This window comes from Kitasatospora sp. NPDC058162 (assembly GCF_042884005.1).
Lineage (GTDB): Bacteria > Actinomycetota > Actinomycetes > Streptomycetales > Streptomycetaceae > Kitasatospora.
The window spans coordinates 349,138-371,723 of record NZ_JBHVUS010000005.1; the positions used below are offsets into that span (position 1 = coordinate 349,138).

36 protein-coding genes are annotated in these 22,586 nt (G+C 67.8%); all 36 read left to right on the forward strand.

The window, feature by feature from the left end; translation table 11 throughout:
- The first annotated feature begins 82 nt into the window (after nt 1-82).
- The 36 genes from rpsJ to glmM all read left to right on the forward strand — a co-directional run bounded on the left by rpsJ (nt 83) and on the right by glmM (nt 22,506).
- Nucleotides 83-391, forward strand: a complete 309-nt coding sequence (gene rpsJ / locus ACFVXG_RS13170; RefSeq protein WP_012785157.1) for a 30S ribosomal protein S10 — start codon at nt 83-85, stop codon at nt 389-391.
- A 14-nt stretch (nt 392-405) separates the two neighbouring features.
- The gene (gene rplC, locus ACFVXG_RS13175) at nt 406-1,053 is read left to right on the forward strand and encodes a 50S ribosomal protein L3 (RefSeq protein WP_350503569.1); all 648 of its coding nucleotides are present in this window, start codon (nt 406-408) and stop codon (nt 1,051-1,053) included.
- A gap of 4 nt (nt 1,054-1,057) precedes the next feature.
- Nucleotides 1,058-1,735 (forward strand): 50S ribosomal protein L4, encoded by a 678-nt coding sequence (gene rplD, locus ACFVXG_RS13180; protein ID WP_387927012.1) that lies wholly within the window; start codon nt 1,058-1,060, stop codon nt 1,733-1,735.
- Nucleotides 1,735-2,055 (forward strand): 50S ribosomal protein L23, encoded by a 321-nt coding sequence (rplW, locus tag ACFVXG_RS13185; RefSeq protein WP_063348967.1) that lies wholly within the window; start codon nt 1,735-1,737, stop codon nt 2,053-2,055. The genes rplD and rplW overlap by 1 nt, the downstream gene beginning before the upstream one ends.
- 43 nt (nt 2,056-2,098) lie before the next feature.
- Nucleotides 2,099-2,935 carry a 50S ribosomal protein L2 gene (gene rplB, locus ACFVXG_RS13190; RefSeq protein ID WP_375882079.1) on the forward strand — a complete coding sequence of 279 codons (837 nt, stop codon included), beginning with the start codon at nt 2,099-2,101 and terminating at the stop codon, nt 2,933-2,935.
- An 11-nt stretch (nt 2,936-2,946) separates the two neighbouring features.
- On the forward strand, nt 2,947-3,228 hold the full coding sequence (rpsS, locus tag ACFVXG_RS13195; RefSeq protein WP_030055821.1) for a 30S ribosomal protein S19: 282 nt from the start codon (nt 2,947-2,949) through the stop codon (nt 3,226-3,228).
- A gap of 50 nt (nt 3,229-3,278) precedes the next feature.
- Nucleotides 3,279-3,626, forward strand: a complete 348-nt coding sequence (rplV, locus tag ACFVXG_RS13200) for a 50S ribosomal protein L22 (RefSeq protein ID WP_030055822.1) — start codon at nt 3,279-3,281, stop codon at nt 3,624-3,626.
- On the forward strand, nt 3,626-4,450 hold the full coding sequence (gene rpsC, locus ACFVXG_RS13205) for a 30S ribosomal protein S3 (protein ID WP_188301636.1): 825 nt from the start codon (nt 3,626-3,628) through the stop codon (nt 4,448-4,450). The genes rplV and rpsC overlap by 1 nt, the downstream gene beginning before the upstream one ends.
- Before the next feature lie 5 nt (nt 4,451-4,455).
- The gene (rplP, locus tag ACFVXG_RS13210; protein ID WP_030055824.1) at nt 4,456-4,875 is read left to right on the forward strand and encodes a 50S ribosomal protein L16; all 420 of its coding nucleotides are present in this window, start codon (nt 4,456-4,458) and stop codon (nt 4,873-4,875) included.
- Nucleotides 4,875-5,099 carry a 50S ribosomal protein L29 gene (gene rpmC / locus ACFVXG_RS13215; RefSeq protein WP_049649042.1) on the forward strand — a complete coding sequence of 75 codons (225 nt, stop codon included), beginning with the start codon at nt 4,875-4,877 and terminating at the stop codon, nt 5,097-5,099. The genes rplP and rpmC overlap by 1 nt, the downstream gene beginning before the upstream one ends.
- Nucleotides 5,099-5,371: a 30S ribosomal protein S17 gene (gene rpsQ, locus ACFVXG_RS13220; protein ID WP_030055826.1), complete on the forward strand. Its 273-nt coding sequence runs from the start codon at nt 5,099-5,101 to the stop codon at nt 5,369-5,371. Before rpmC ends, rpsQ begins: the two co-directional genes overlap by 1 nt.
- 102 nt (nt 5,372-5,473) lie before the next feature.
- Complete coding sequence (rplN, locus tag ACFVXG_RS13225) at nt 5,474-5,845, forward strand: 50S ribosomal protein L14 (protein WP_030393301.1); 372 nt, start codon at nt 5,474-5,476, stop codon at nt 5,843-5,845.
- A 15-nt stretch (nt 5,846-5,860) separates the two neighbouring features.
- Nucleotides 5,861-6,172, forward strand: a complete 312-nt coding sequence (gene rplX / locus ACFVXG_RS13230) for a 50S ribosomal protein L24 (RefSeq protein WP_030232484.1) — start codon at nt 5,861-5,863, stop codon at nt 6,170-6,172.
- Nucleotides 6,172-6,741, forward strand: coding sequence for a 50S ribosomal protein L5 (gene rplE / locus ACFVXG_RS13235; protein WP_030300393.1), 570 nt, complete (start codon nt 6,172-6,174; stop codon nt 6,739-6,741). Before rplX ends, rplE begins: the two co-directional genes overlap by 1 nt.
- 3 nt (nt 6,742-6,744) lie before the next feature.
- A complete protein-coding gene (locus ACFVXG_RS13240) occupies nt 6,745-6,930 on the forward strand; it encodes a type Z 30S ribosomal protein S14 (protein ID WP_030393303.1) in 186 nt (61 codons plus the stop codon).
- Between the two features lie 287 nt (nt 6,931-7,217).
- The gene (gene rpsH, locus ACFVXG_RS13245) at nt 7,218-7,625 is read left to right on the forward strand and encodes a 30S ribosomal protein S8 (RefSeq protein WP_030232489.1); all 408 of its coding nucleotides are present in this window, start codon (nt 7,218-7,220) and stop codon (nt 7,623-7,625) included.
- A 22-nt stretch (nt 7,626-7,647) separates the two neighbouring features.
- Nucleotides 7,648-8,187: a 50S ribosomal protein L6 gene (gene rplF, locus ACFVXG_RS13250; RefSeq protein WP_350503565.1), complete on the forward strand. Its 540-nt coding sequence runs from the start codon at nt 7,648-7,650 to the stop codon at nt 8,185-8,187.
- 3 nt (nt 8,188-8,190) lie between these two features.
- Nucleotides 8,191-8,574 carry a 50S ribosomal protein L18 gene (gene rplR / locus ACFVXG_RS13255; protein ID WP_218198393.1) on the forward strand — a complete coding sequence of 128 codons (384 nt, stop codon included), beginning with the start codon at nt 8,191-8,193 and terminating at the stop codon, nt 8,572-8,574.
- A 48-nt stretch (nt 8,575-8,622) separates the two neighbouring features.
- Nucleotides 8,623-9,243 (forward strand): 30S ribosomal protein S5, encoded by a 621-nt coding sequence (gene rpsE / locus ACFVXG_RS13260; protein ID WP_350503564.1) that lies wholly within the window; start codon nt 8,623-8,625, stop codon nt 9,241-9,243.
- The gene (rpmD, locus tag ACFVXG_RS13265) at nt 9,243-9,425 is read left to right on the forward strand and encodes a 50S ribosomal protein L30 (protein ID WP_030055835.1); all 183 of its coding nucleotides are present in this window, start codon (nt 9,243-9,245) and stop codon (nt 9,423-9,425) included. Before rpsE ends, rpmD begins: the two co-directional genes overlap by 1 nt.
- 2 nt (nt 9,426-9,427) lie before the next feature.
- The gene (rplO, locus tag ACFVXG_RS13270; protein WP_030280790.1) at nt 9,428-9,880 is read left to right on the forward strand and encodes a 50S ribosomal protein L15; all 453 of its coding nucleotides are present in this window, start codon (nt 9,428-9,430) and stop codon (nt 9,878-9,880) included.
- A 337-nt stretch (nt 9,881-10,217) separates the two neighbouring features.
- Nucleotides 10,218-11,528, forward strand: a complete 1,311-nt coding sequence (gene secY, locus ACFVXG_RS13275; protein ID WP_387927015.1) for a preprotein translocase subunit SecY — start codon at nt 10,218-10,220, stop codon at nt 11,526-11,528.
- On the forward strand, nt 11,528-12,181 hold the full coding sequence (locus tag ACFVXG_RS13280; protein WP_387927017.1) for an adenylate kinase: 654 nt from the start codon (nt 11,528-11,530) through the stop codon (nt 12,179-12,181). Before secY ends, ACFVXG_RS13280 begins: the two co-directional genes overlap by 1 nt.
- Before the next feature lie 116 nt (nt 12,182-12,297).
- The gene (map, locus tag ACFVXG_RS13285; RefSeq protein ID WP_350503561.1) at nt 12,298-13,137 is read left to right on the forward strand and encodes a type I methionyl aminopeptidase; all 840 of its coding nucleotides are present in this window, start codon (nt 12,298-12,300) and stop codon (nt 13,135-13,137) included.
- 142 nt (nt 13,138-13,279) lie between these two features.
- Nucleotides 13,280-13,705 (forward strand): large conductance mechanosensitive channel protein MscL, encoded by a 426-nt coding sequence (gene mscL / locus ACFVXG_RS13290; RefSeq protein WP_387927019.1) that lies wholly within the window; start codon nt 13,280-13,282, stop codon nt 13,703-13,705.
- Between the two features lie 194 nt (nt 13,706-13,899).
- Nucleotides 13,900-14,121 (forward strand): translation initiation factor IF-1, encoded by a 222-nt coding sequence (infA, locus tag ACFVXG_RS13295; RefSeq protein WP_003956442.1) that lies wholly within the window; start codon nt 13,900-13,902, stop codon nt 14,119-14,121.
- 32 nt (nt 14,122-14,153) lie between these two features.
- A complete protein-coding gene (rpmJ, locus tag ACFVXG_RS13300) occupies nt 14,154-14,267 on the forward strand; it encodes a 50S ribosomal protein L36 (RefSeq protein ID WP_003956441.1) in 114 nt (37 codons plus the stop codon).
- 175 nt (nt 14,268-14,442) lie between these two features.
- Nucleotides 14,443-14,823, forward strand: coding sequence for a 30S ribosomal protein S13 (rpsM, locus tag ACFVXG_RS13305; RefSeq protein WP_316523629.1), 381 nt, complete (start codon nt 14,443-14,445; stop codon nt 14,821-14,823).
- 72 nt (nt 14,824-14,895) lie between these two features.
- Nucleotides 14,896-15,303 carry a 30S ribosomal protein S11 gene (gene rpsK, locus ACFVXG_RS13310; RefSeq protein WP_030232513.1) on the forward strand — a complete coding sequence of 136 codons (408 nt, stop codon included), beginning with the start codon at nt 14,896-14,898 and terminating at the stop codon, nt 15,301-15,303.
- Between the two features lie 130 nt (nt 15,304-15,433).
- A complete protein-coding gene (locus ACFVXG_RS13315; RefSeq protein WP_030055844.1) occupies nt 15,434-16,456 on the forward strand; it encodes a DNA-directed RNA polymerase subunit alpha in 1,023 nt (340 codons plus the stop codon).
- Nucleotides 16,457-16,583: 127 nt separating this feature from the next.
- Entirely contained in the window at nt 16,584-17,057 is a 474-nt protein-coding gene (gene rplQ, locus ACFVXG_RS13320; RefSeq protein WP_387927021.1) for a 50S ribosomal protein L17, read from the forward strand.
- 79 nt (nt 17,058-17,136) lie between these two features.
- Entirely contained in the window at nt 17,137-18,048 is a 912-nt protein-coding gene (truA, locus tag ACFVXG_RS13325; protein WP_387927023.1) for a tRNA pseudouridine(38-40) synthase TruA, read from the forward strand.
- Nucleotides 18,049-18,089: 41 nt separating this feature from the next.
- Entirely contained in the window at nt 18,090-19,748 is a 1,659-nt protein-coding gene (locus tag ACFVXG_RS13330; RefSeq protein WP_387927025.1) for an ABC-F family ATP-binding cassette domain-containing protein, read from the forward strand.
- Nucleotides 19,749-19,980: 232 nt separating this feature from the next.
- Nucleotides 19,981-20,424 carry a 50S ribosomal protein L13 gene (gene rplM, locus ACFVXG_RS13335; protein WP_030055846.1) on the forward strand — a complete coding sequence of 148 codons (444 nt, stop codon included), beginning with the start codon at nt 19,981-19,983 and terminating at the stop codon, nt 20,422-20,424.
- 45 nt (nt 20,425-20,469) lie between these two features.
- Nucleotides 20,470-20,979, forward strand: coding sequence for a 30S ribosomal protein S9 (rpsI, locus tag ACFVXG_RS13340; protein WP_380649267.1), 510 nt, complete (start codon nt 20,470-20,472; stop codon nt 20,977-20,979).
- A gap of 162 nt (nt 20,980-21,141) precedes the next feature.
- Complete coding sequence (gene glmM / locus ACFVXG_RS13345) at nt 21,142-22,506, forward strand: phosphoglucosamine mutase (protein ID WP_387927027.1); 1,365 nt, start codon at nt 21,142-21,144, stop codon at nt 22,504-22,506.
- Nucleotides 22,507-22,586: the final 80 nt, after the last annotated feature.

Sequence of the window (22,586 nt, forward strand, 5' to 3'; positions counted from 1 at the left end):
CAAGCGCGAGTGCGACACGCCCGAGCGCGGGGGTCGGAGGGGAAGTCGCGCGGCAATCTGACAGAAGGACTACTGAGTAGCCATGGCGGGACAGAAGATCCGCATCCGGCTCAAGGCCTACGACCACGAGGTCATCGACTCCTCGGCGAAGAAGATCGTCGAGACGGTGATCCGTACTGGTGCGCAGGTCGCAGGCCCGGTGCCGCTGCCCACTGAGAAGAACGTGTACTGCGTCATCCGCTCGCCGCACAAGTACAAGGACTCGCGCGAGCACTTCGAGATGCGCACTCACAAGCGTCTGATCGACATCCTCGACCCCACGCCGAAGACGGTTGACTCGCTCATGCGTCTCGACCTGCCGGCTGGCGTCGACATCGAGATCAAGCTCTGAGAGGCGCACCGAAGATGGCTAAGCAGATTAAGGGCATCCTGGGCGAGAAGCTCGGCATGACCCAGGTCTGGGACGAGAACAACCGGGTCGTCCCGGTGACCGTCGTCAAGGCTGGGCCCAATGTCGTGACCCAGGTCCACACCGCCGACAGCCCGGCCGGCTACGACGCCGTCCAGATCGGCTTCGGCGAGATCGACCCCCGCAAGGTGAACAAGCCCCTCGCGGGCCACTTCGCCAAGGCCGGTGTCACCCCCCGTCGCCACCTGGTCGAGCTCCGTACCTCGGACGCGTCCGAGTACACCCTGGGCCAGGAGATCACCGCCGAGCTGTTCGAGGCGGGTGTCAAGGTCGACGTGACCGGCACCTCCAAGGGCAAGGGCTTCGCCGGTGTCATGAAGCGCCACAACTTCCGGGGCCTCGGCGCCGGTCACGGTGTGCAGCGCAAGCACCGTTCGCCCGGCTCGATCGGTGGCTGCGCCACCCCGGGTCGCGTGTTCAAGGGCGTGAGGATGGCCGGCCGGATGGGCCACGAGCGTGTGACCACCCAGAACCTGACCATCCATGCCGTTGACGCGGAGAAGGGGCTGCTCCTGATCAAGGGCGCAATCCCGGGCCCGAACGGCGGCCTCATCCTCGTCCGCACCGCGGCGAAGGGGCTGTGAGGATATGAGCACCATTGACATCCTGTCGCCCTCGGGCGACAAGACCGGCAGCCTCGAGCTGCCGGCCGAGATCTTCGACGCGAAGGTCAGCGTTCCGCTGATGCACCAGGTCGTCGTGGCGCAGCTCGCTGCGGCCCGTCAGGGCACCCACAAGACCAAGACCCGCGCCGAGGTCCGCGGTGGCGGCAAGAAGCCGTACCGCCAGAAGGGCACCGGCCGCGCCCGTCAGGGCTCGACCCGTGCGCCGCAGTTCGCCGGCGGTGGCGTCGTGCACGGTCCCGTGCCGCGCGACTACTCGCAGCGGACCCCGAAGAAGATGATCGCCGCCGCCCTGCGCGGTGCGCTCACCGACCGGGCCCGCCACAGCCGCATCCACGTCATCACCGACGTGACCGCGACCGAGGCGCCGTCGACCAAGGCCGCCAAGGGTCTGTTCGGCAAGATCACCGAGCGCAAGAACATCCTCCTCGTCGTCGAGCGTGCCGACGAGCTGGGTCTGAAGAGCGCCCGCAACCTGCCGAACGTCCACATCCTGGACGCCGGTCAGCTGAACACCTACGACGTGCTCGTCTCCGACGATGTGGTCTTCACCCAGGCCGCCTTCGAGCGTTTCGTGGCCGGTCCGGCCGCGTCCGCCAAGGCCGTGGCTGCTGAGGGCGAGCTCGAAGGGAGCGCCGCCTGATGGCTGCAGAGATCACGAGCAAGACGTTCACGGACCCCCGTGACGTCCTGGTGAAGCCGGTCATCTCGGAGAAGAGCTACTCGCTCCTCGACGAGAACAAGTACACGTTCGTCGTGTCGCCCGGTGCCAACAAGACCCAGATCAAGCAGGCCGTCGAGGCGGTCTTCTCGGTCAAGGTCGAGTCCGTCAACACGCTCAACCGTCAGGGCAAGCGCAAGCGCTCCAAGACGGGCTTTGGCAAGCGCAAGGACACCAAGCGCGCCATCGTGACGCTGGCTGAGGGCAACCGCATCGACATCTTCGGTGGTCCGGTCTCCTAACGGGGATCGTGATCGTCGATAAGGACGAGGACGAGAGAGCCAAATGGGCATCCGCAAGTACAAGCCGACTACGCCGGGCCGTCGTGGCTCCAGCGTGGCCGACTTCGTAGAGATCACGCGGTCCACCCCGGAGAAGTCGCTGGTTCGCCCCCTGCACAGCAAGGGCGGCCGTAACAACGCCGGTCGGATCACCGTTCGCCACCAGGGTGGCGGTCACAAGCGCGCCTACCGCGTGATCGACTTCCGTCGTCACGACAAGGACGGCGTGCCGGCGAAGGTCGCGCACATCGAGTACGACCCGAACCGCACCGCGCGCATCGCGCTCCTGCACTACCTGGACGGCGAGAAGCGCTACATCATCGCGCCGCGCGGCATCGCGCAGGGTGACCGGATTGAGAACGGCCCTGGCGCCGACATCAAGCCGGGCAACAACCTGCCGCTGCGCAACATCCCGGTCGGTACCACCATCCACGCGGTGGAGCTGCGTCCCGGCGGCGGTGCCAAGCTGGCCCGCTCCGCCGGCTCCGGCATCCAGCTGCTGGCGCGTGAGGGCAAGATGGCGCACCTGCGCATGCCCTCCGGTGAGATCCGCCTGGTGGACGCGCGCTGCCGCGCGACCGTCGGCGAGGTCGGCAACGCCGAGCAGTCGAACATCAACTGGGGCAAGGCCGGCCGCATGCGCTGGAAGGGCGTTCGCCCGACCGTGCGTGGTGTCGCCATGAACCCGATCGACCACCCGCACGGTGGTGGTGAGGGTAAGACCTCTGGTGGCCGCCACCCGGTCTCGCCGTGGGGCCAGAAGGAGGGTCGCACCCGTCGCCCGAAGAAGGCGTCGGACGCTCTCATCGTGCGCCGCCGCAAGACCAACAAGAAGCGCTAGGAGCAGGTCAGATGCCGCGCAGTCTCAAGAAGGGCCCCTTCATCGACGGCCACCTTCTCAAGAAGGTGGACGCGCAGAACGAGGCGGGTACCCAGAACGTCATCAAGACCTGGTCCCGTCGCTCCGTGATCTTCCCGGCCATGCTCGGCCACACGATCGCGGTGCACGATGGCCGTAAGCACGTCCCGGTGTTCGTCACCGAGTCGATGGTCGGCCACAAGCTCGGCGAGTTCGCGCCGACGCGTACCTTCCGCGGTCACGTCAAGGACGACCGCAAGTCGAAGCGTCGCTAGTCGCCAGCGAGATTACCGACTCAATGACTTACACCAGCAAGGGGACAACCATGGAAGCCAGGGCCCAGGCGCGGTACATCCGCGTCACGCCCATGAAGGCCCGCCGCGTGGTGGACCTCATCCGTGGCCTGCCGGCCACGGAGGCCCAGGCCGTCCTGCGTTTCGCTCCGCAGGCCGCCACCGTGCCGGTCGGCAAGGTGCTCGACAGCGCCATCGCCAACGCCGCGCACAACTACAACCACTCCAACGTGGACGACCTCGTCATCAGCGAGGCGTACGTTGACGAGGGCCCGACCCTGAAGCGGTTCCGTCCGCGTGCGCAGGGTCGTGCCTACCGGATCCGCAAGCGGACCAGCCACATCACCGTGGTCGTCAGCAGCAAGGAAGGGACCCGGTAATGGGCCAGAAGGTTAACCCGCACGGGTTCCGCCTCGGCATCAGCACGGACTTCAAGTCCCGCTGGTACGCCGACAAGCTGTACAAGGACTACGTCAAGGAAGACGTTGCCATTCGTCGCATGATGACGAAGGGCATGGAGCGCGCCGGCATCTCCAAGGTCGAGATCGAGCGCACCCGCGACCGCGTCCGCGTCGACATCCACACCGCCCGTCCCGGCATCGTCATCGGGCGTCGTGGCACCGAGGCCGACCGCATCCGCGGCGACCTCGAGAAGCTGACCGGCAAGCAGGTCCAGCTGAACATCCTCGAGGTCAAGAACCCCGAGCTGGACGCCCAGCTCGTGGCTCAGGGCGTCGCGGAGCAGCTGTCCTCCCGCGTCTCCTTCCGTCGTGCCATGCGCAAGTCGATGCAGGGCACCATGAAGTCCGGCGCCAAGGGCATCAAGGTCCAGTGCTCCGGTCGTCTCGGCGGCGCCGAGATGAGCCGTTCGGAGTTCTACCGCGAGGGCCGTGTGCCGCTGCACACCCTGCGCGCGAACGTCGACTACGGCTTCTTCGAGGCCAAGACGACCTTCGGCCGCATCGGTGTGAAGGTCTGGATCTACAAGGGCGACGTCAAGAACATCGCCGAGGTCCGCGCTGAGAACGCCGCTGCCCGCTCGGGCAACCGCCCGGCCCGTCCCGAGGGTGGTCGTCCCGCCCGCGGTGGCGAGCGCCGTGGTGGCGAGCGCGGTGGCCGTGGCCGTCGCCCCGCCGCTGCCGAGGCCCCCGCGGCCGCGGCCGCCGAGGCTCCGGCTGCCGAGAACACCGGAACGGAGGCCTGACCGTCATGCTGATCCCCCGTCGGGTCAAGCACCGCAAGCAGCACCACCCCAAGCGTCGCGGCGCTGCCAAGGGTGGCACCGAGCTCGCGTTCGGCGAGTACGGCATCCAGGCCGTCACCCCGGCCTACGTGACGAACCGGCAGATCGAGTCCGCTCGTATCGCCGTCACCCGTCACATCAAGCGTGGCGGCAAGGTCTGGATCAACATCTACCCGGACCGTCCGCTCACCAAGAAGCCGGCCGAGACCCGCATGGGTTCCGGTAAGGGTTCGCCCGAGTGGTGGATCGCGAACGTGCACCCGGGTCGGGTCATGTTCGAGCTGTCGTACCCCAACGAGAAGGTGGCTCGTGAGGCGCTGACCCGCGCAGCTCACAAGCTCCCGATGAAGTGCCGGATCATCCGGCGCGAGGCAGGTGAGAGCTGATGTCGGCCGGCACCAAGGCTGCTGACCTCCGCGAGCTGGACAACGAGGGTCTCGTTGCCAAGCTCCGTGAGGCCAAGGAGGAGCTGTTCAACCTCCGCTTCCAGGCGGCGACCGGGCAGCTCGACAACCACGGACGGCTCAAGCTCGTCCGTAAGGACATCGCGCGGATCTACACCCTGATGCGCGAGCGCGAGCTGGGCATCGAGACGGTGGAGAGCGCCTGATGACTGAGAACACCAACGAGACGCGCGGTTTCCGCAAGACCCGTGAGGGTCTCGTCGTCAGCGACAAGATGGACAAGACCGTCGTCGTCGCCGTCGAGGACCGCGTCAAGCACGCTCTGTACGGCAAGGTCATCCGCCGTACGAACAAGCTGAAGGCGCACGACGAGGCGAACGCCTGCGGCATCGGCGACCGGGTGCTCCTCGCGGAGACCCGCCCGCTGTCCGCGACGAAGCGCTGGCGCGTCGTCGAGATCCTCGAGAAGGCCAAGTAACGAAGTTGATGCGGTACGGCCGTATGTGCACCAGGTCCCTCGCGGGCGCTGGTGTGAGCAGCGGCCGGCCCGTCAGCTCTCGTTGACGATCAGGAGAAAGCTGTGATCCAGCAGGAGTCGCGACTGCGTGTCGCCGACAACACGGGCGCGAAGGAAATCCTTTGCATCCGCGTTCTCGGTGGCTCCGGTCGCCGCTACGCCGGTATCGGGGACGTCATCGTCGCGACCGTCAAGGACGCGATCCCCGGCGGTTCGGTCAAGAAGGGTGACGTCGTCAAGTGCGTCGTCGTCCGTACCGTGAAGTCGCGTCGCCGTCCGGATGGCTCGTACATCCGGTTCGACGAGAACGCCGCGGTCGTTCTGAAGAACACCGATGGTGACCCCCGTGGCACCCGCATCTTCGGCCCGGTGGGCCGCGAGCTGCGTGACAAGAAGTTCATGAAGATCATCTCGCTTGCGCCGGAGGTGCTCTAACTCATGGCGAACAGCATGAAGATCAAGAAGGGTGACCTGGTCCAGGTCATCACCGGCAAGGACAAGGGCAAGCAGGGCAAGGTCATCCAGGCCATGCCGGCTGAGAACAAGGTCCTGGTCGAGGGTGTCAACCGGGTCAAGAAGCACACCAAGCCGGGCCCGGGCACTCAGGGTGGCATTGTCACCGTCGAGGCCCCGGTGCACGTCTCCAACGTCCAGCTGGTCGTGGAGAAGGACGGCAAGAAGGTCGTCACCCGCGTTGGGTACCGCTTCGATGACGAGGGCAACAAGATCCGCGTTGCCAAGCGAACCGGTGAGGACATCTGATGTCTGAGACGTCTGTTGAGAAGGTGACCCCCCGCCTCAAGGAGCGTTACAACTCCGAGATCAAGGGTCAGCTGCAGGAGCAGTTCTCGTACGAGAACGTCATGCTGACGCCCGGCCTGGTCAAGGTCGTCGTCAACATGGGTGTCGGCGAGGCCGCCCGTGACAGCAAGCTGATCGAGGGCGCGATCCGCGACCTGACCGCGATCACCGGTCAGAAGCCGGCCGTGACCAAGGCTCGCAAGTCCATCGCGCAGTTCAAGCTGCGCGAGGGCCAGCCGATCGGCACCCACGTCACCCTCCGTGGTGACCGCATGTGGGAGTTCCTGGACCGTCTGGTTTCGCTGGCCCTGCCGCGAATCCGTGACTTCCGCGGTCTCTCCCCGAAGCAGTTCGACGGCCGTGGCAACTACACCTTCGGTCTGACCGAGCAGGTCATGTTCCACGAGATCGACCAGGACAAGGTCGACCGTCAGCGCGGTATGGACATCACCGTCGTGACCACCGCCCAGACCGACGACGAGGGCCGGGCGCTCCTGCGCGCTCTGGGCTTCCCGTTCAAGGAGGCGTAACACATGGCGAAGAAGTCCCTCATCGCGAAGGCCGAGCGGAAGCCGAAGTTCGGCGTCCGGGCCTACACCCGGTGCCAGCGCTGCGGTCGTCCGCACTCGGTGTACCGCAAGTTCGGCCTGTGCCGTGTCTGCCTCCGTGAGATGGCGCACCGCGGCGAGCTGCCGGGCGTGACCAAGAGCTCCTGGTAGTCCTCTCCCAGTAGAGGGCCCAGCGTTCTAGGCACACCAGCGAAGTAGAGGTGCCCGATCCCACACCGGCCCGTTTTGGGTCTGCCGTACGGAGTCCCGTAAGGTAGTGGGGTCGGGCCCCCTGCCACGGCTTCCCCATGGATGTCCGTGGTCCTCTTCTGGGAGGGCTCGCACCCAGTCTTACTACGTCGTAGGTCCCCTGCGCTTGTGCCCCCGACGCACTCGTTCCGAGTGCGGTGGGGGGACCTGGTGCGGAGAAACCACGGCGAGAGAGGCCTGAGGCCATCATGACCATGACCGACCCCATCGCAGACATGCTCACGCGTCTGCGTAACGCGAACTCGGCGTACCACGACACCGTGGCGATGCCGGCCAGCAAGATCAAGGCGCACGTCGCCCAGATCCTGCAGCAGGAGGGGTACATCTCCTCCTACAAGGTTGAGGAGCCCGTCGAGGGCGAGGTCGGCAAGAAGCTGACCATCGAGCTCAAGTTCGGCCCCAACCGTGAGCGCTCCATCGCCGGCATCAAGCGCATCAGCAAGCCGGGTCTGCGCGTTTACGCAAAGTCCACCAACCTGCCGAAGGTTCTCGGCGGCCTGGGCGTGGCGATCATCTCCACGTCCTCCGGCCTCCTGACCGACAAGCAGGCCGCCAAGAAGGGCGTAGGCGGAGAAGTTCTCGCCTACGTCTGGTAATTCGGGAAACGGAGGTACAGCAATGTCGCGCATTGGACGGCTGCCCATCCAGGTCCCCGCTGGCGTGGACGTCACCATCGATGGCCAGGCGGTCTCGGTGAAGGGCCCCAAGGGCTCCCTCACCCACGTTGTCGCCGAGCCGATCGAGATCGGCAAGGGCGAGGACGGCACCGTGCTCGTCACCCGCCCGAACGACGAGCGTCGCTCGAAGGCCCTGCACGGCCTGACCCGCACGCTGGTGGCGAACATGATCACCGGCGTGACCGCGGGCTACCGCAAGTCGCTGGAGATCAGCGGTGTCGGCTACCGAGTCACGGCGAAGGGCTCCGACATGGAGTTCGCGCTGGGCTACAGCCACCCGATCCTGATCACCGCGCCGGAGGGCATCTCCTTCGTCGTCGAGTCGCCCACCAAGTTCCACGTGGACGGCATCGACAAGCAGAAGGTCGGCGAGATCGCCGCCAACATCCGCAAGCTGCGCAAGCCCGACCCGTACAAGGCCAAGGGTGTCAAGTACGCGGGCGAGGTCATCCGCCGCAAGGTCGGAAAGAGTGGTAAGTAAGCGATGAGTGTCTCTGTCAAGATCGGCAAGGGCAACGCCTACAAGGCCGCCGCTCGCAAGCGCCGCGCGATCCGCGTTCGCAAGCGCGTCGTCGGCACCGAGGTGCGTCCGCGCCTCGTTGTGACGCGCTCGAACCGTCACATGGTCGCCCAGGTCATCGACGACGCCAAGGGTCACACCCTGGCGTCGGCGTCCACCCTCGACGTGTCCATCAAGGGCGCCGAGGGCGACAAGACCGAGCTGGCCAAGAAGGTCGGGAGCCTGGTCGCCGAGCGCGCCAAGGCCGCCGGCATCGAGTCGGTCGTCTTCGACCGCGCGGGCAACCGGTACGCCGGCCGCATCGCCGCTCTGGCGGACGCGGCTCGCGAGGCCGGGCTCGACTTCTAAGCCGCTCGTCGACTCTGTCGACGGACGTAAACGAGAGAGGTAATTCCAATGGCTGGACCCCAGCGCCGCGAAGGCGGCGCCGGTCGCGGCACGGGTGGCGAGCGGCGCGACCGTAAGCGTGATGGTCAGGGCAACGCCCAGGCCGTCGAGAAGACCGCTTACGTCGAGCGCGTCGTCGCGATCAACCGTGTTGCCAAGGTTGTCAAGGGTGGCCGTCGCTTCAGCTTCACCGCGCTCGTCGTGGTTGGCGATGGCGAGGGCACCGTGGGTGTCGGTTACGGCAAGGCGAAGGAGGTTCCGGCCGCCATCGCTAAGGGTGTCGAGGAGGCCAAGAAGAACTTCTTCAAGGTCCCCCGTATCCAGGGCACCATCCCGCACCCGATCCAGGGTGAGAAGGCCGCCGGCGTCGTGCTGCTGAAGCCCGCCGCCCCCGGTACCGGTGTTATCGCCGGTGGTCCGGTGCGCGCCGTCCTGGAGTGCGCCGGTATCCACGACATCCTGTCGAAGTCGCTGGGCTCGGACAACGCGATCAACATCGTGCACGCCACCGTGGCCGCTCTGAAGGGCCTCGTGCGCCCCGAGGAGATCGCCGCCCGTCGTGGCCTGCCGCTGGAGGACGTGGCCCCGGCCGCCCTGCTGCGCGCTCGTGCTGCTGGGGTGAGCGCCTGATGGCTCGCCTGAAGATCACGCAGACCAAGTCGTACATCGGCAGCAAGCAGAATCACCGTGACACCCTGCGTTCGCTTGGTCTCAAGCGCATGCACGACGTCGTGGTGAAGGAGGACCGTCCCGAGATCCGCGGGATGGCCCACACGGTCCGTCACCTGGTGACGGTTGAGGAGGTGGACTGATCATGGGCGACAACCCGATCAAGATCCACAACCTGCGTCCCGCCCCGGGTGCCAAGACCGACAAGATCCGTGTGGGTCGTGGTGAGGGCTCCAAGGGTAAGACCGCCGGTCGTGGTACCAAGGGCACCAAGGCCCGCTACCAGGTTCCGCAGCGCTTCGAGGGTGGCCAGATGCCGCTCCACATGCGCCTGCCGAAGCTGAAGGGCTTCAAGAACCCGTTCAAGATCACGTTCCAGGTCGTCAACCTCGACAAGCTGGCCGAGCTCTACCCGCAGGGTGGAGAGGTCACCGTCGAGGACCTGGTCGCCAAGGGCGCGGTTCGCAAGAACTCCCTCGTCAAGGTGCTCGGCACCGGCGAGGTCTCGGTTGCGCTGCAGGTGACGGTCGACGCCGTCTCCGGCTCGGCCGCCGAGAAGATCAAGGCCGCCGGCGGTACGGTCACCGAGCTCGTCTGAGCCCGCTGAACCCGCCGACCAACGGCTTCGAGCCCCGCATCTCCTTCGGGAGGTGCGGGGCTCGTGCTTTTACCGGGGCTTTCACCACGGGGCCGAAATCAGGTGGCTCCGGCCCTCGTTCTTTTGTGTGGCAAAACCGGGCATCCCGTACCCCCGTGAGTGGGGGAGGGACAGTGCGCGCTTCTTTCGAGCGGCCGCGCACTGTTAGAGTCCGTGGAGTTCCCTTGTAGGCTGCGCGTAGGCTCGCCTGTGCCGTCTGTACGGGGGCCCGTACCGCAAACTCCCCATTCAGGACCGACCCTCCCGCCGACGACGCGCGGGAGGCGCAGGAGGCACCGTGCTCAGTGCGTTCGCGCGGGCGTTCCAGACGCCCGACCTGCGCAAGAAGCTGCTGTTCACGCTGGGCATCATGGTGCTGTTCCGGCTGGGCTCGCACATTCCGATTCCGGGCGTGAGCTTCACGGCCGTGAACGAGTGCGTGAAGGAGACCAAGAACAACGGCCTCTTCGGACTCGTCAACCTGTTCAGCGGTGGCGCGCTCCTCCAGCTGACGATCTTCGCGCTCGGCATCATGCCGTACATCACCGCGAGCATCATCCTCCAGCTCCTCACCGTCGTGATCCCGCGACTCGAGGCGCTGAAGAAGGAGGGCCAGGCCGGCACAGCGAAGATCACCCAGTACACCCGCTACCTGACCATCGCGCTCGCCGTGCTCCAGGGCACCGGCATCGTGGCGACGGCCTCCAGCGGCGCGCTGTTCTCGGGCTGCGTGTACGCCAACCAGATCGTGCCGGACACCTCGGTGTTCCGGATCGCGGTCATGGTCCTCACGATGACGGCCGGCACCACGGTCATCATGTGGCTGGGTGAGCTGATCACCGACCGCGGCATCGGCAACGGCATGTCGCTGCTGATCTTCACCTCGATCGCCGCGCAGTTCCCGTCCTCGATGTGGGCCATCAAGCAGTCGGGCACCATCGGCGGCGGCTGGGTCGAGTTCCTCTCCGTGGTCGCGGTCGGCGTCATCGTTGTGATGCTGGTCATCTTCGTCGAGCAGGCCCAGCGCCGGATCCCGGTCCAGTACGCGAAGCGCATGATCGGCCGCCGGGCGTTCGGCGGCACCTCGACCTACATCCCGCTCAAGGTGAACCAGGCCGGTGTCATCCCGGTCATCTTCGCCTCGTCGCTGCTGTACATCCCCGCCCTGGTGGTCCAGCTGACCAACAGCCAGGCGGGCTGGGCGGTGTGGATCAAGCAGAACTTCGTCAAGGGTGACCACCCGATCTACATGGCCACCTACTTCCTGCTGATCGTCTTCTTCGCCTTCTTCTACGTCGCCATCTCCTTCAACCCCGAAGAAGTTGCCGACAATATGAAGAAGTATGGTGGCTTCATCCCGGGCATCCGGGCCGGCCGGCCGACGGCCGAGTACCTGAACTACGTGCTGACCCGGATCACGTGGCCGGGTTCGCTCTACCTGGGCCTGATCGCGTTGATCCCGATGATCGCCCTGGTCGCCTTCGGACAGCAGACCAACTTCCCGTTCGGCGGCACCAGCGTGCTCATCGTCGTCGGCGTCGGACTCGAAACTGTGAAGCAGATCGAGAGCCAGCTCCAGCAGCGCAATTACGAAGGGTTCCTCCGCTGATGCGTATCGTCCTCGTTGGTCCTCCCGGGGCCGGGAAGGGTACTCAGGCGCACTTGCTCGCCAAGACCCTGTCCATCCCCCACATCTCCACCGGAGACCTGTTCCGCGCCAACATCGGTCAGGGCACCCCGCTGGGGCTCGAGGCCAAGAGCTACATGGACGCGGGTCGCCTGGTGCCGGATGAGGTCACCATCGGGATGGCCAAGGACCGCATGCTGCAGGCCGACACGGCCAACGGCTTCCTGCTCGACGGCTTCCCCCGCAACCTGGGCCAGGCCGAGGCGCTCGACGCGTTCCTCGCCGAGCAGGACATCAAGCTGGACGGCGTGCTGGACCTGGAGGTCCCCGAGGACGAGGTGGTCCGCCGGATCGCCGGCCGCCGCCTGTGCCGCAACGACGGGGGCCACGTCTTCCACGTGGACTACAACCCGCCGAAGGTCGCGGGCGTCTGCGACGAGTGCGGCGGCGAGCTGTACCAGCGCTCGGACGACACCGAGGAGAAGGTGCGCACGCGCCTGGAGGTCTACCACACGGAGACCGAGCCGATCATCGCCTACTACGCCCAGCAGGGCCTGGTGGCGACGATCTCGGCCCTCGGCAAGGTGGACGAGGTCACCGAGCGCGCGATCGAGGCGCTGAAGCAGAACGGCTGAGTTCCCTCAGCGAGGTACGCGTGACGGCCGGGTCGCCCGTGGAGCGGGCGGCCCGGCCGTTTTCGACGTCGTACGGTGGTAGGCAGTGGTAATCCGGACTTGGAAGGCGTGACCTGATGGTGGAGATCAAGACCCCCGAGCAGATCGCGAAGATGCGGGCGGCCGGCCTGGTCGTCGCCGAGGCGCTCAAGGCCTGCCGCGAGGCGGTCGCTCCCGGGGTGACCACCCAGGAGCTCAACGACATCGCCGACAAGGTCATCACCGACCACGGCGCCACCTCGAACTTCCGCGCCCACCACGGCGGTCTGTGGTTCCCGGGGGTGATCTGCGCCTCGGTGAACAACGAGGTCGTGCACGGCATCCCGGGCGAGCGGGTGCTGCAGGAGGGCGACATCATCTCGATCGACTGCGGCGCCATCCTGGACGGCTGGCACGGCGACTCGGCGATCACCGTCGCGGTCGGCGAGGTCCGCCCCGAGGTCGAGATGCTCAGCCGGGTGACCGAGGGCTCGATGTGGGCCGGCATCGCCCAGATGAAGAAGAACAACCGCCTGGTGGACGTCTCCAAGGCGATCGAGGGCTTCATCCGCCGCCAGCCGCTGCCGCCCAAGGGCAAGTGGGGCATCACCGAGGGCTACGGCGGCCACGGCATCGGCACCGCGATGCACATGGAGCCGCACGTGCTGAACTACGTCGAGCGCGGCCGCGGCAAGGGCCCGAAGCTGATCCCGGGCACCGTGCTGGCGATCGAGCCGATGGTCTCGCTGGGCACCCCGCACACCGCGGTGCTGGACGACGAGTGGACGGTCGTCACCAACGACGGCACCTGGGCCTCGCACTGGGAGCACTCGGTGGCCGTCACCGAGGAGGGCCCGCTGGTCCTGACGGCCTTCGACGGCGGCAAGGCCGAGCTCGCCAAGCTGGGCGTCACCGCGGCTCCGGACCCGCTGGCGTAGTCGCCGAGGCGGTCAACTGCCGCTCCTGACAAGGGATCAGAGCCCTGGAGGTTTGGACCTCCAGGGCTTTTGTCCTATTTTTAACGGCTGGCAGTGGCAGTCAGTGGCCGTCAGTGGCTTTACGAGCGAGCAGGAGAGCGCAGTGCTCAAGGGATTCCGCGACTTCATGATGCGCGGCAACGTGATCGACATGGCGGTCGGTGTCGTCATCGGGGCCGCGTTCACCGCGGTGGTGACCGGCTTCGTGTCCGCCTTCCTCACCCCGCTGGTGGGTGTGGTGGTCGGCGCGGCCGGCGACTTCAGCTCGTACAAGGCCGAGATCGGCGGGGTGAAGTTCCCGTACGGCCAGTTCCTGAACGTGCTGATCGCCTTCTTCATGACCGCCGCGGTGCTGTACTTCTGCGTCGTGCTGCCGATCACCAAGGCCTCCGAGCGGTACCTGCCGAAGAAGCCGAAGACCCCGAAGCGCCCCTGCCCCGAGTGCCTGACCGAGATCCCGGAGGCCGCCCGCCGCTGCTCGGCCTGCACCGCCCACGTCGACCCGGTCACCGTGTCCAGCGGGGTCTGACGCACCCGGTGTGACGGTGGACTCCTTCCGGTACCCCCGTTTTGGCCCGTGGGACGCGCTGGCGTAGGATGGACCGTCGGCTCACTCGTAGCGTGCTTCAGCACGCCCTCTTCCCTCCGGGGACGGGGTGAACCCAGGTTCGCACGAGCGTTCCGCATACGGTAGCCGGTCCCGGAAGGTGGATCTCGCAGTTCATGGCTAAGAAGCAAGGCGCCATTGAGATCGAGGGCACCGTGATCGAGTCTCTTCCGAACGCGATGTTCAAGGTCGAGCTGCAGAACGGTCACAAGGTCCTCGCGCACATCAGTGGCAAGATGCGCATGCACTACATCCGCATCCTGCCGGACGACCGGGTCGTCGTGGAGCTCAGCCCCTACGACCTCACGCGCGGCCGGATCGTCTACCGCTACAAGTAAGAACGTCAGATCTAGACCCGGAGAACCTGAACATGAAGGTCAAGCCGAGCGTCAAGAAGATCTGCGACAAGTGCAAGGTGATCCGCCGTCACGGCCGGGTCATGGTGATCTGCGACAACCTGCGCCACAAGCAGCGCCAGGGCTGATCTCCCTCCCGCATTTCTCGTAGTACTTCGCGCGACGCGAAAACGTCATACGCGGGTCACCCGATCCGTCCCGTACGGGACGGACTGCCGCCCCCGGTCAGAGGCCGGGGCTCCCTCACCGTGAGGTGTCGGAGTAGGTGCCCGTCAGACCTCTGAAGAACCACAGGAGCCTTGAATGGCACGCCTCGCCGGCGTTGATCTCCCCCGTGAGAAGCGGATCGAGATCGCCCTTACGTACGTGTACGGCATCGGCCGTACCCGCGCCCAGCAGACCCTCGCCGAGACCGGCGTCAACCCGGATGTCCGCGTTCGCGACATCACCGAGGACGACCTGGTCAAGCTGAGCCAGTACATCGACGCCAACTACACGGTCGAGGGTGACCTCCGCCGTGAGGTGGCCGCCGACATCCGCCGCAAGGTCGAGATCGGCTGCTACGAGGGTCTGCGTCACCGCCGTGGCCTGCCGGTCCGTGGCCAGCGCACCCACACCAACGCGCGTACCCGCAAGGGCCCGCGTCGCGCGATCGCCGGCAAGAAGAAGCCGGGCAAGAAGTAGTCCGTCCCGTAACCGGACATCCCTCCGGCCCGCGGGTCAGCGGACCGACCACCTCAGTAGGAGAACAGACTTATGCCCCCCAAGGGTCGTCAGGCTGCCGGCGCGAAGAAGATCCGCCGCAAGGAAAAGAAGAACGTCGCTCACGGCCACGCGCACATCAAGAGCACGTTCAACAACACCATCGTTTCGATCACCGACCCCGCGGGCAACGTGATCTCCTGGGCCTCCGCCGGTCACGTCGGCTTCAAGGGCTCGCGCAAGTCCACCCCGTTCGCCGCGCAGATGGCCGCCGAGGCCGCTGCCCGTCGCGCGCAGGAGCACGGCATGCGCAAGGTTGACGTCTTCGTCAAGGGTCCGGGCTCCGGCCGCGAGACCGCGATCCGTTCGCTCCAGGCCACCGGCCTGGAGGTCGGCTCGATCCAGGACGTCACCCCCACCCCGCACAACGGCTGCCGTCCGCCGAAGCGCCGCCGCGTCTGACGCAGCGCCTTCGGGCACGCAGTCTCTGTTTTAAACCACGTACGGGGTCTCGTTTCTTGCGGGACCCCGTACGCTTGGTCCTGTCGGCATCAAATAGTGGGTGCCGAAGACAACTGGAGGAACATCCCCCATGCTTATCGCTCAGCGCCCCTCGCTGACCGAAGAGGTCGTCGACGAGTTCCGCTCGCGGTTCGTGATCGAGCCGCTGGAGCCGGGCTTCGGCTACACCCTCGGCAACTCCCTGCGCCGCACGCTCCTGTCGTCGATCCCGGGTGCCGCTGTCACCAGCATCCGCATCGACGGCGTCCTGCACGAGTTCACCACCGTGCCGGGCGTCAAGGAGGACGTGACCGACCTCATCCTCAACATCAAGCAGCTGGTCGTCTCCTCGGAGCACGACGAGCCGGTCGTGATGTACCTGCGCAAGCAGGGCCCGGGCGTCGTGACCGCCGCCGACATCGCCCCGCCGGCGGGTGTCGAGGTGCACAACCCCGAGCTGGTCCTCGCCACGCTGAACGGCAAGGGCAAGCTGGAGATGGAGCTGACCGTCGAGCGCGGTCGCGGCTACGTCTCCGCCGTCCAGAACAAGGCCTCCGGCCAGGAGATCGGCCGCATCCCGGTCGACTCGATCTACAGCCCCGTGCTGAAGGTCACCTACAAGGTCGAGGCCACCCGTGTCGAGCAGCGGACCGACTTCGACAAGCTGATCGTCGACGTCGAGACCAAGCCCGCCATGCGTCCGCGCGACGCCATGGCCTCGGCCGGCAAGACCCTGGTGGAGCTGTTCGGTCTCGCCCGCGAGCTGAACATCGACGCCGAGGGCATCGACATGGGCCCGTCCCCGACGGACGCCGCCCTGGCCGCCGACCTGGCGCTGCCGATCGAGGAGCTCGAGCTCACCGTTCGGTCGTACAACTGCCTCAAGCGCGAGGGCATCCACACCGTGGGTGAGCTCGTCGCCCGCTCCGAGGCCGACCTGCTCGACATCCGCAACTTTGGCGCGAAGTCGATCGACGAGGTCAAGGCGAAGCTGGCCGGCATGGGCCTGGCCCTCAAGGACAGCCCGCCCGGGTTCGACCCGACCGCCGCCGCCGACGCCTTCGGCGCCGACGACCTGGACGACGCGGGTTACGCGGAGACCGAGCAGTACTAAGAGATTTGGCCGCGGGGGCGGTTCCACGGAGCCGCCCCCGTCGTCATGGCAAGTCGTACCGGCAACAGTGCCGGTACGCCCGCTGCGGTACCTGATACGGCCGTAGTCGGAGATACAAGGAGTCACCATGCCGCGTCCCACCAAGGGTGCCCGCCTCGGCGGCGGCCCGCACCACGAGCCGCTGCTGCTCGCCGGTCTGTGCCGGGAGCTGTTCCAGTACGGCCGCATCACCACGACCGAGGCCAAGGCCCGTCGGATGCGCCCGCTGGCGGAGAAGCTGATCACCAAGGCGAAGAAGGGCGACATCCACAACCGTCGCCTGGTGCGCAAGACCATCACCGACATCTCGGTGCTGCACACCCTCTTCACCGAGATCGCGCCGCGCTACGAGAACCGCCCGGGTGGTTACACCCGTATCACCAAGATCGGTCCCCGTCGTGGCGACAACGCCCCGATGGCCGTGATCGAGCTGGTCGAGGCGCTGACCGTCGCGCAGACCGCCGTCGGCGAGGCCGAGGCCGCCACCAAGCGTGCCGTCAAGGAGGCCGACGCCGCGGTCGAGGCCAAGGCCGACGAGGCCGAGGCCACCGAGCAGGCCTGACACCTCCAGGTGTGATGCGGGCCCGCTCTCCCAGCGATGGGGGAGCGGGCCCGTTCCTTATTCGTAGGAGCAGGAGCAAGTGGTCAACGATTGCGCCGAGCAGCCGCCGGTGAAGGACGGACCGGCGGACGGTTACGTCCGGGTCCGGCTCGACCTCGCCTACCAGGGCGCCGAGTTCTCCGGCTGGGCCCGCCAGAAGGGCGGCCGGCGGACGGTCCAGGAGGAGATCGAGACCGCGCTGCAGGTCGTCACCCGCAGCCCGCAGCTGTTCCCGCTGACCGTGGCCGGCCGCACCGACGCCGGCGTCCACGCCCGCGGCCAGGTCGCCCACGTCGACCTGCCGGCCGAGCTGTGGGAGGCGCACCGGGAGAAGCTGCTGCGCCGGCTGGCCGGGCGGCTGCCCGGGGACGTCCGGATCTACCGGGTCGGCGAGGCGCCGGCCGGGTTCGACGCCCGCTTCTCGGCGATCTGGCGCCGGTACGCCTACCGGGTCGCCGACCACCCCGGCGGGGTCGACCCGCTGCTGCGCGGGCACGTGCTGTGGCACGACCGGCCGCTGGACGTCGAGAAGATGAACCAGGCCGCGAAGCTGCTGCTCGGCGAGCACGACTTCGCCGCGTACTGCAAGAAGCGCGAGGGCGCCACCACCATCCGCACCCTGCTGGAGCTGCACTGGGACCGCGTCCCGGTGGACACCTACGCGAGCCAGGAGGGCAGCCTCGCGGTCGCCACCGTCCGGGCCGACGCGTTCTGCCACAACATGGTCCGGGCGCTGGTCGGCGCGATGCTGCTGGTCGGCGACGGGCACCGGCCGGTGGAGTTCCCCGGCGAGGTGCTGGCCGGCGGGGTCCGCAACTCGGCGGTCAACGTGATCCGGCCCTACGGGCTGACCCTCGAGGAGGTCGGCTACCCGGCGGACGACCAGCTCGCCGAGCGGAACCGGCAGGCCCGGCGGATGCGCACGCTGCCCGGACAGCCCCCCGCTCCGTAATCCGTTTTGGCCCGGGGCGTCCGCTTGGGACAATCGCTCCCATGGGACACGTCGAGATTTCGCACCTGGAGTACTACCTGCCGGACGGGCGGGTGCTGTTCGACGACGCGTCCTTCCGGGTCGGCGAGGGCGCCGCGGTCGCGCTGGTCGGCGCCAACGGGGCCGGCAAGACCACCCTGCTGCGCATGATCGCGGGGGACATCCAGCCGCACGGCGGCACGGTGACGATCAGCGGCGGGCTCGGCGTGATGCGCCAGTTCGTCGGCACCACCGGCCGCGAGGACCAGAGCGCCACCCCGGGGGCCCTGCCGGCCGACGCCTCGGTGCGTGACCTGCTGGTCTCGGTCGCCCCCGAGCGGATCGCGGTGGCCGCCCGCGCGGTGGACGCCGCCGAGTTGGCGATGATCGCCCAGGACGACGAGAAGACGCAGATGGCCTACGCCCAGGCGCTCTCCGACTGGGCGGACGTCGGCGGCTACGACTACGAGACCGACTGGGACGTCTGCACCATGGCGGCCCTCGGGATGCCCTTCGACAAGGCCCAGTGGCGCGGCCTGAACACCCTCTCCGGCGGCGAGCAGAAGCGGCTGGTGCTGGAGGCCCTGCTGCGCGGCCCCGAAGAGGTGCTGCTGCTCGACGAGCCGGACAACTACCTGGACGTGCCGGCCAAGCGCTGGCTGGAGGAGGCCCTCAAGGCCACCTCGAAGACCGTCCTGTTCATCTCGCACGACCGGGAGCTGCTCTCCAAGTCCGCCGACAAGATCATCAGCGTCGAGTCCGGCGCCGCCGGCAGCAGCGTCTGGGTGCACGGCGGCGGCTTCGACAGCTTCCACGAGGCCCGCAAGGACCGCTTCGCGCGGTTCGAGGAGCTGGGCCGGCGGTGGGACGAGGAGCACGCCAAGCTCAAGAAGCTGGTCGTCACCCTGCGCCAGGCCGCCTCCGTCAGCCACGCGCTCGCGACCCGCTACGCCGCCGCCCAGACCCGGCTGAAGAAGTTCGAGGAGGCCGGCCGCCCGGAGGAGCCGCCGCGCGAGCAGAGCATCACCATGCGGCTCAAGGGCGGGCGCACCGGCATGCGTTCCTTCACCATGGAGCGGCTGGAGCTCACCGGCCTGATGCAGCCCTTCGACCTGGAGGTCTTCTACGGCGAGCGGATCGGGGTGCTCGGCGCCAACGGCGCGGGCAAGTCGCACCTGCTGCGGCTGCTCGCGGGGGACACCACGGTCGAGCACACCGGGGCCTGGAAGCTCGGCGCCCGGGTCGTCCCCGGCCACTTCCGGCAGACCCACGCCCACCCGGAGCTGTTCGGCCGCACCGTGCGCTCGATCATCGAGGAGGAGCACGCGCTCAGCCGCGGCGCCGCGATGGGCGCGCTGCGCCGGTACGAGCTGGACCGCCAGGAGGAGCAGAAGTTCGAGTCGCTGTCCGGCGGACAGCAGGCCCGGCTGATGATCCTCAAGCTCGAACTCTCCGGCGTGACGGCCCTGTTGCTCGACGAGCCGACCGACAACCTGGACCTGGAGAGCGCCGAGGCGCTGCAGGCGGGGCTGGAGGCCTTCGAGGGCACGGTGCTGTGCGTCACCCACGACCGCTGGTTCGCCAAGACCTTCGACCGCTTCCTGGTGTTCGGCGCGGACGGGAAGGTCTTTGAATCGTCCGAGCCGGTCTGGGACGTCACCCGGGTGGAGCGCGAACGCTGAGTGACGGCGGGGTGGGCGGTCGGCGTTTTTTGACCCCTTCCCGCCCGCCCGGTAACCTGGACGCTTGATGTGCGTATTGGCTCGCTCTATCTCACGTGAGAGGTCGGTACGCCGGAGACATCAGGTCGACGACCAGCGGTCACCCTTGAATTGCGTCCAAGGGTGATCAGGCTGCTCTTCCGTCCGGGTGCTCCTGTCAGGACTCACTCACTGAAAAGCGAAGGCTACGACCGTGCGTACGTACAGCCCCAAGCCCGGCGACGTCCAGCGTCAGTGGCACGTCATCGACGCGACCGACGTCGTGCTGGGCCGCCTGGCCTCCCAGGCCGCCAACCTCCTCCGGGGCAAGCACAAGGCGATCTACGCGCCGCACGTTGACACTGGTGACTTCGTCATCATCATCAACGCCGACAAGGTGCACCTGTCCGGTAACAAGAAGACCCAGAAGCTGGCCTACCGCCACTCGGGCTTCCCGGGCGGTCTGCGCTCGGTGCGCTACGACGACCTGCTGGCGAACAACCCGGAGAAGGCCGTCGAGAAGGCCATCAAGGGCATGATCCCCAAGAACAGCCTGGGCCGCCAGATGCTCTCCAAGCTGAAGGTCTACTCGGGCGACCAGCACCCCCACGCTGCCCAGCAGCCGGTGCCGTTCGAGATCACCCAGGTCGCGCAGTAATTCGGCCACCAAGCCCCCCAACACTGAAAAGAGCTGAGGAACATCGTGGCCGAGACCACTGAAACCCTTGAGGTCGACTTCGACGAGGCCGTTGAGGCCGTCGAGGGCGAGTACACCTCCGAGGAGAGCTACACCTCCGAGTCCCTGGCCGGCCGCTTCGGCGAGGCCACCCCGGGCGCCGGCCTCGGCCGTCGCAAGGAGGCGATCGCCCGCGTGCGCATCGTCCCCGGCACCGGCCAGTGGAAGATCAACGGTCGCACCCTCGAGGGTTACTTCCCGAACAAGGTGCACCAGCAGACCGTGAACGAGCCCTTCAAGCTCCTCGAGCTGGACGGCCGTTACGACGTCGTCGCCCGCATCAGCGGTGGCGGCACCTCCGGCCAGGCCTACGCGCTGCGCCTCGGCGTCGCCCGTGCCCTGAACGAGGCCGACGTGGACAACAACCGCGCCGCCCTCAAGAAGGCCGGCTTCCTGATGCGTGACGCCCGCGCCGTCGAGCGCAAGAAGGCCGGTCTCAAGAAGGCCCGCAAGGCGCCGCAGTACAGCAAGCGCTAATCGCGTCCCCGGGGGTGCGGCCCGCCCTGGCGGTGCACCCCCTGGTTGCGCAAACCGTCGCCCCGGAGTACCTCGTGTACTCCGGGGCGACGTGTTCCCCGGCTAACGTGCGGCGGCCGGGATCATCGGTGGGTTCCGAGCATGGTGATGGAGGACGGGACAGTGGGACGAGTCTTCGGTACGGACGGCGTACGCGGCGTGGCCAACGAGGGCCTGACGGCGGAGCTGGCGCTCGGTCTGTCGGTGGCGGCCTCCCACGTGCTCGGCGAGGCCGGCGCCTTCGAAGGGCACCGGCCGGTCGCGGTCGTCGGCCGTGACCCCCGTGCCTCGGGTGAGTTCCTGGAGGCCGCGGTCATCGCGGGCCTGGCGAGCTCCGGCGTCGACGTGCTCCGGGTCGGCGTCCTCCCCACCCCCGCCGTGGCGTACCTCACCGGCGCGCTCGGCGCCGACTTCGGCGTGATGCTGTCCGCCAGCCACAACGCCATGCCGGACAACGGCATCAAGTTCCTCGCCCGCGGCGGCCACAAGCTGGACGACCGGATCGAGGACGCGATCGAGGCCCACTACCGCAAGCACACGGTCGGCGGCGAGGACTGGAACCGCCCGACCGGCGCGGCCGTCGGTCGGGTCCGCGAGTACACCGAGGGCTTCGACAAGTACGTCGCCCACCTGATCGGCGTGCTGCCCAACCGCCTGGACGGCATCAGGGTCGTCATCGACGGCGCCCACGGCGCGGCCGCCTACGTCGCCCCCGAGGCCTTCGCCCGGGCCGGCGCCGAGGTCGTCCACACCCTGGGGGCCGAGCCCACCGGGCTCAACATCAACGACGGCGTCGGCTCCACCCACCTCGACCGGCTGCGCGCCGCGATGAAGGAGTACCGGGCCGACCTCGGCATCGCCCTGGACGGCGACGCCGACCGCTGCCTGGCCGCCGACGCCGAGGGCGACGAGGTGGACGGCGACCAGATCATCGCCATCCTCGCCGTTGCCATGAAGGAGGCCGGCACCCTGCGCGGCAACACCGCGGTCGCCACCGTGATGTCCAACCTCGGCTTCAAGCTGGCGATGGAGCGCGAGGGCATCGACCTGGTGGAGACCGCCGTCGGCGACCGCTACGTGCTGGAGGCGATGAAGGAGCACGGCTTCGCGCTGGGCGGCGAGCAGTCCGGCCACGTCATCCTGCTCGACCACGCCACCACCGGCGACGGCACCCTGACCGGCCTGATGCTGGGCGCCCGCCTGGCCGCCACCAAGCAGCCGCTGGCCGACCTGGCCGCCGTGATGACCCGCCTGCCGCAGGTGCTGATCAACGTCAAGGGCGTCGACAAGAGCCGGGTGGGGACCAGTCCCGAGCTGGGCGCCGCGGTCGCCGCCGCCGAGGCCGAGCTGGGCTCCACCGGCCGGGTGCTGCTGCGCCCCTCCGGCACCGAGCCGCTGGTGCGGGTCATGGTCGAGGCCGCCGACCCGGTGCAGGCCGAGGCGGTCGGGCAGCGCCTCGCCGAGGCGGTCCGCACCCACCTGGGCTGAGCCCGGCCCCCGGAACCACGAAGGGCCCCCGCGCGGTGCGGGGGCCCTTCGCCCGTTCGTTGTCCTGCCGGGGCGTCCTA

Bases quoted from the DNA above. Each gene is read 5' to 3' on its own strand.
- rpsJ (WP_012785157.1), top strand. From the start codon at position 83: ATGGCGGGACAGAAGATCCGCATCCGGCTCAAGGCCTACGACCACGAG.
- rplC (WP_350503569.1), top strand. From the start codon at position 406: ATGGCTAAGCAGATTAAGGGCATCCTGGGCGAGAAGCTCGGCATGACC.
- rplD (WP_387927012.1), top strand. From the start codon at position 1,058: ATGAGCACCATTGACATCCTGTCGCCCTCGGGCGACAAGACCGGCAGC.
- rplW (WP_063348967.1), top strand. From the start codon at position 1,735: ATGGCTGCAGAGATCACGAGCAAGACGTTCACGGACCCCCGTGACGTC.
- rplB (WP_375882079.1), top strand. From the start codon at position 2,099: ATGGGCATCCGCAAGTACAAGCCGACTACGCCGGGCCGTCGTGGCTCC.
- rpsS (WP_030055821.1), top strand. From the start codon at position 2,947: ATGCCGCGCAGTCTCAAGAAGGGCCCCTTCATCGACGGCCACCTTCTC.
- rplV (WP_030055822.1), top strand. From the start codon at position 3,279: ATGGAAGCCAGGGCCCAGGCGCGGTACATCCGCGTCACGCCCATGAAG.
- rpsC (WP_188301636.1), top strand. From the start codon at position 3,626: ATGGGCCAGAAGGTTAACCCGCACGGGTTCCGCCTCGGCATCAGCACG.
- rplP (WP_030055824.1), top strand. From the start codon at position 4,456: ATGCTGATCCCCCGTCGGGTCAAGCACCGCAAGCAGCACCACCCCAAG.
- rpmC (WP_049649042.1), top strand. From the start codon at position 4,875: ATGTCGGCCGGCACCAAGGCTGCTGACCTCCGCGAGCTGGACAACGAG.
- rpsQ (WP_030055826.1), top strand. From the start codon at position 5,099: ATGACTGAGAACACCAACGAGACGCGCGGTTTCCGCAAGACCCGTGAG.
- rplX (WP_030232484.1), top strand. From the start codon at position 5,861: ATGAAGATCAAGAAGGGTGACCTGGTCCAGGTCATCACCGGCAAGGAC.
- rplE (WP_030300393.1), top strand. From the start codon at position 6,172: ATGTCTGAGACGTCTGTTGAGAAGGTGACCCCCCGCCTCAAGGAGCGT.
- ACFVXG_RS13240 (WP_030393303.1), top strand. From the start codon at position 6,745: ATGGCGAAGAAGTCCCTCATCGCGAAGGCCGAGCGGAAGCCGAAGTTC.
- rpsH (WP_030232489.1), top strand. From the start codon at position 7,218: ATGACCATGACCGACCCCATCGCAGACATGCTCACGCGTCTGCGTAAC.
- rplF (WP_350503565.1), top strand. From the start codon at position 7,648: ATGTCGCGCATTGGACGGCTGCCCATCCAGGTCCCCGCTGGCGTGGAC.
- rplR (WP_218198393.1), top strand. From the start codon at position 8,191: ATGAGTGTCTCTGTCAAGATCGGCAAGGGCAACGCCTACAAGGCCGCC.
- rpsE (WP_350503564.1), top strand. From the start codon at position 8,623: ATGGCTGGACCCCAGCGCCGCGAAGGCGGCGCCGGTCGCGGCACGGGT.
- rpmD (WP_030055835.1), top strand. From the start codon at position 9,243: ATGGCTCGCCTGAAGATCACGCAGACCAAGTCGTACATCGGCAGCAAG.
- rplO (WP_030280790.1), top strand. From the start codon at position 9,428: ATGGGCGACAACCCGATCAAGATCCACAACCTGCGTCCCGCCCCGGGT.
- ACFVXG_RS13280 (WP_387927017.1), top strand. From the start codon at position 11,528: ATGCGTATCGTCCTCGTTGGTCCTCCCGGGGCCGGGAAGGGTACTCAG.
- map (WP_350503561.1), top strand. From the start codon at position 12,298: ATGGTGGAGATCAAGACCCCCGAGCAGATCGCGAAGATGCGGGCGGCC.
- infA (WP_003956442.1), top strand. From the start codon at position 13,900: ATGGCTAAGAAGCAAGGCGCCATTGAGATCGAGGGCACCGTGATCGAG.
- rpmJ (WP_003956441.1), top strand. From the start codon at position 14,154: ATGAAGGTCAAGCCGAGCGTCAAGAAGATCTGCGACAAGTGCAAGGTG.
- rpsM (WP_316523629.1), top strand. From the start codon at position 14,443: ATGGCACGCCTCGCCGGCGTTGATCTCCCCCGTGAGAAGCGGATCGAG.
- rpsK (WP_030232513.1), top strand. From the start codon at position 14,896: ATGCCCCCCAAGGGTCGTCAGGCTGCCGGCGCGAAGAAGATCCGCCGC.
- ACFVXG_RS13315 (WP_030055844.1), top strand. From the start codon at position 15,434: ATGCTTATCGCTCAGCGCCCCTCGCTGACCGAAGAGGTCGTCGACGAG.
- rplQ (WP_387927021.1), top strand. From the start codon at position 16,584: ATGCCGCGTCCCACCAAGGGTGCCCGCCTCGGCGGCGGCCCGCACCAC.
- ACFVXG_RS13330 (WP_387927025.1), top strand. From the start codon at position 18,090: ATGGGACACGTCGAGATTTCGCACCTGGAGTACTACCTGCCGGACGGG.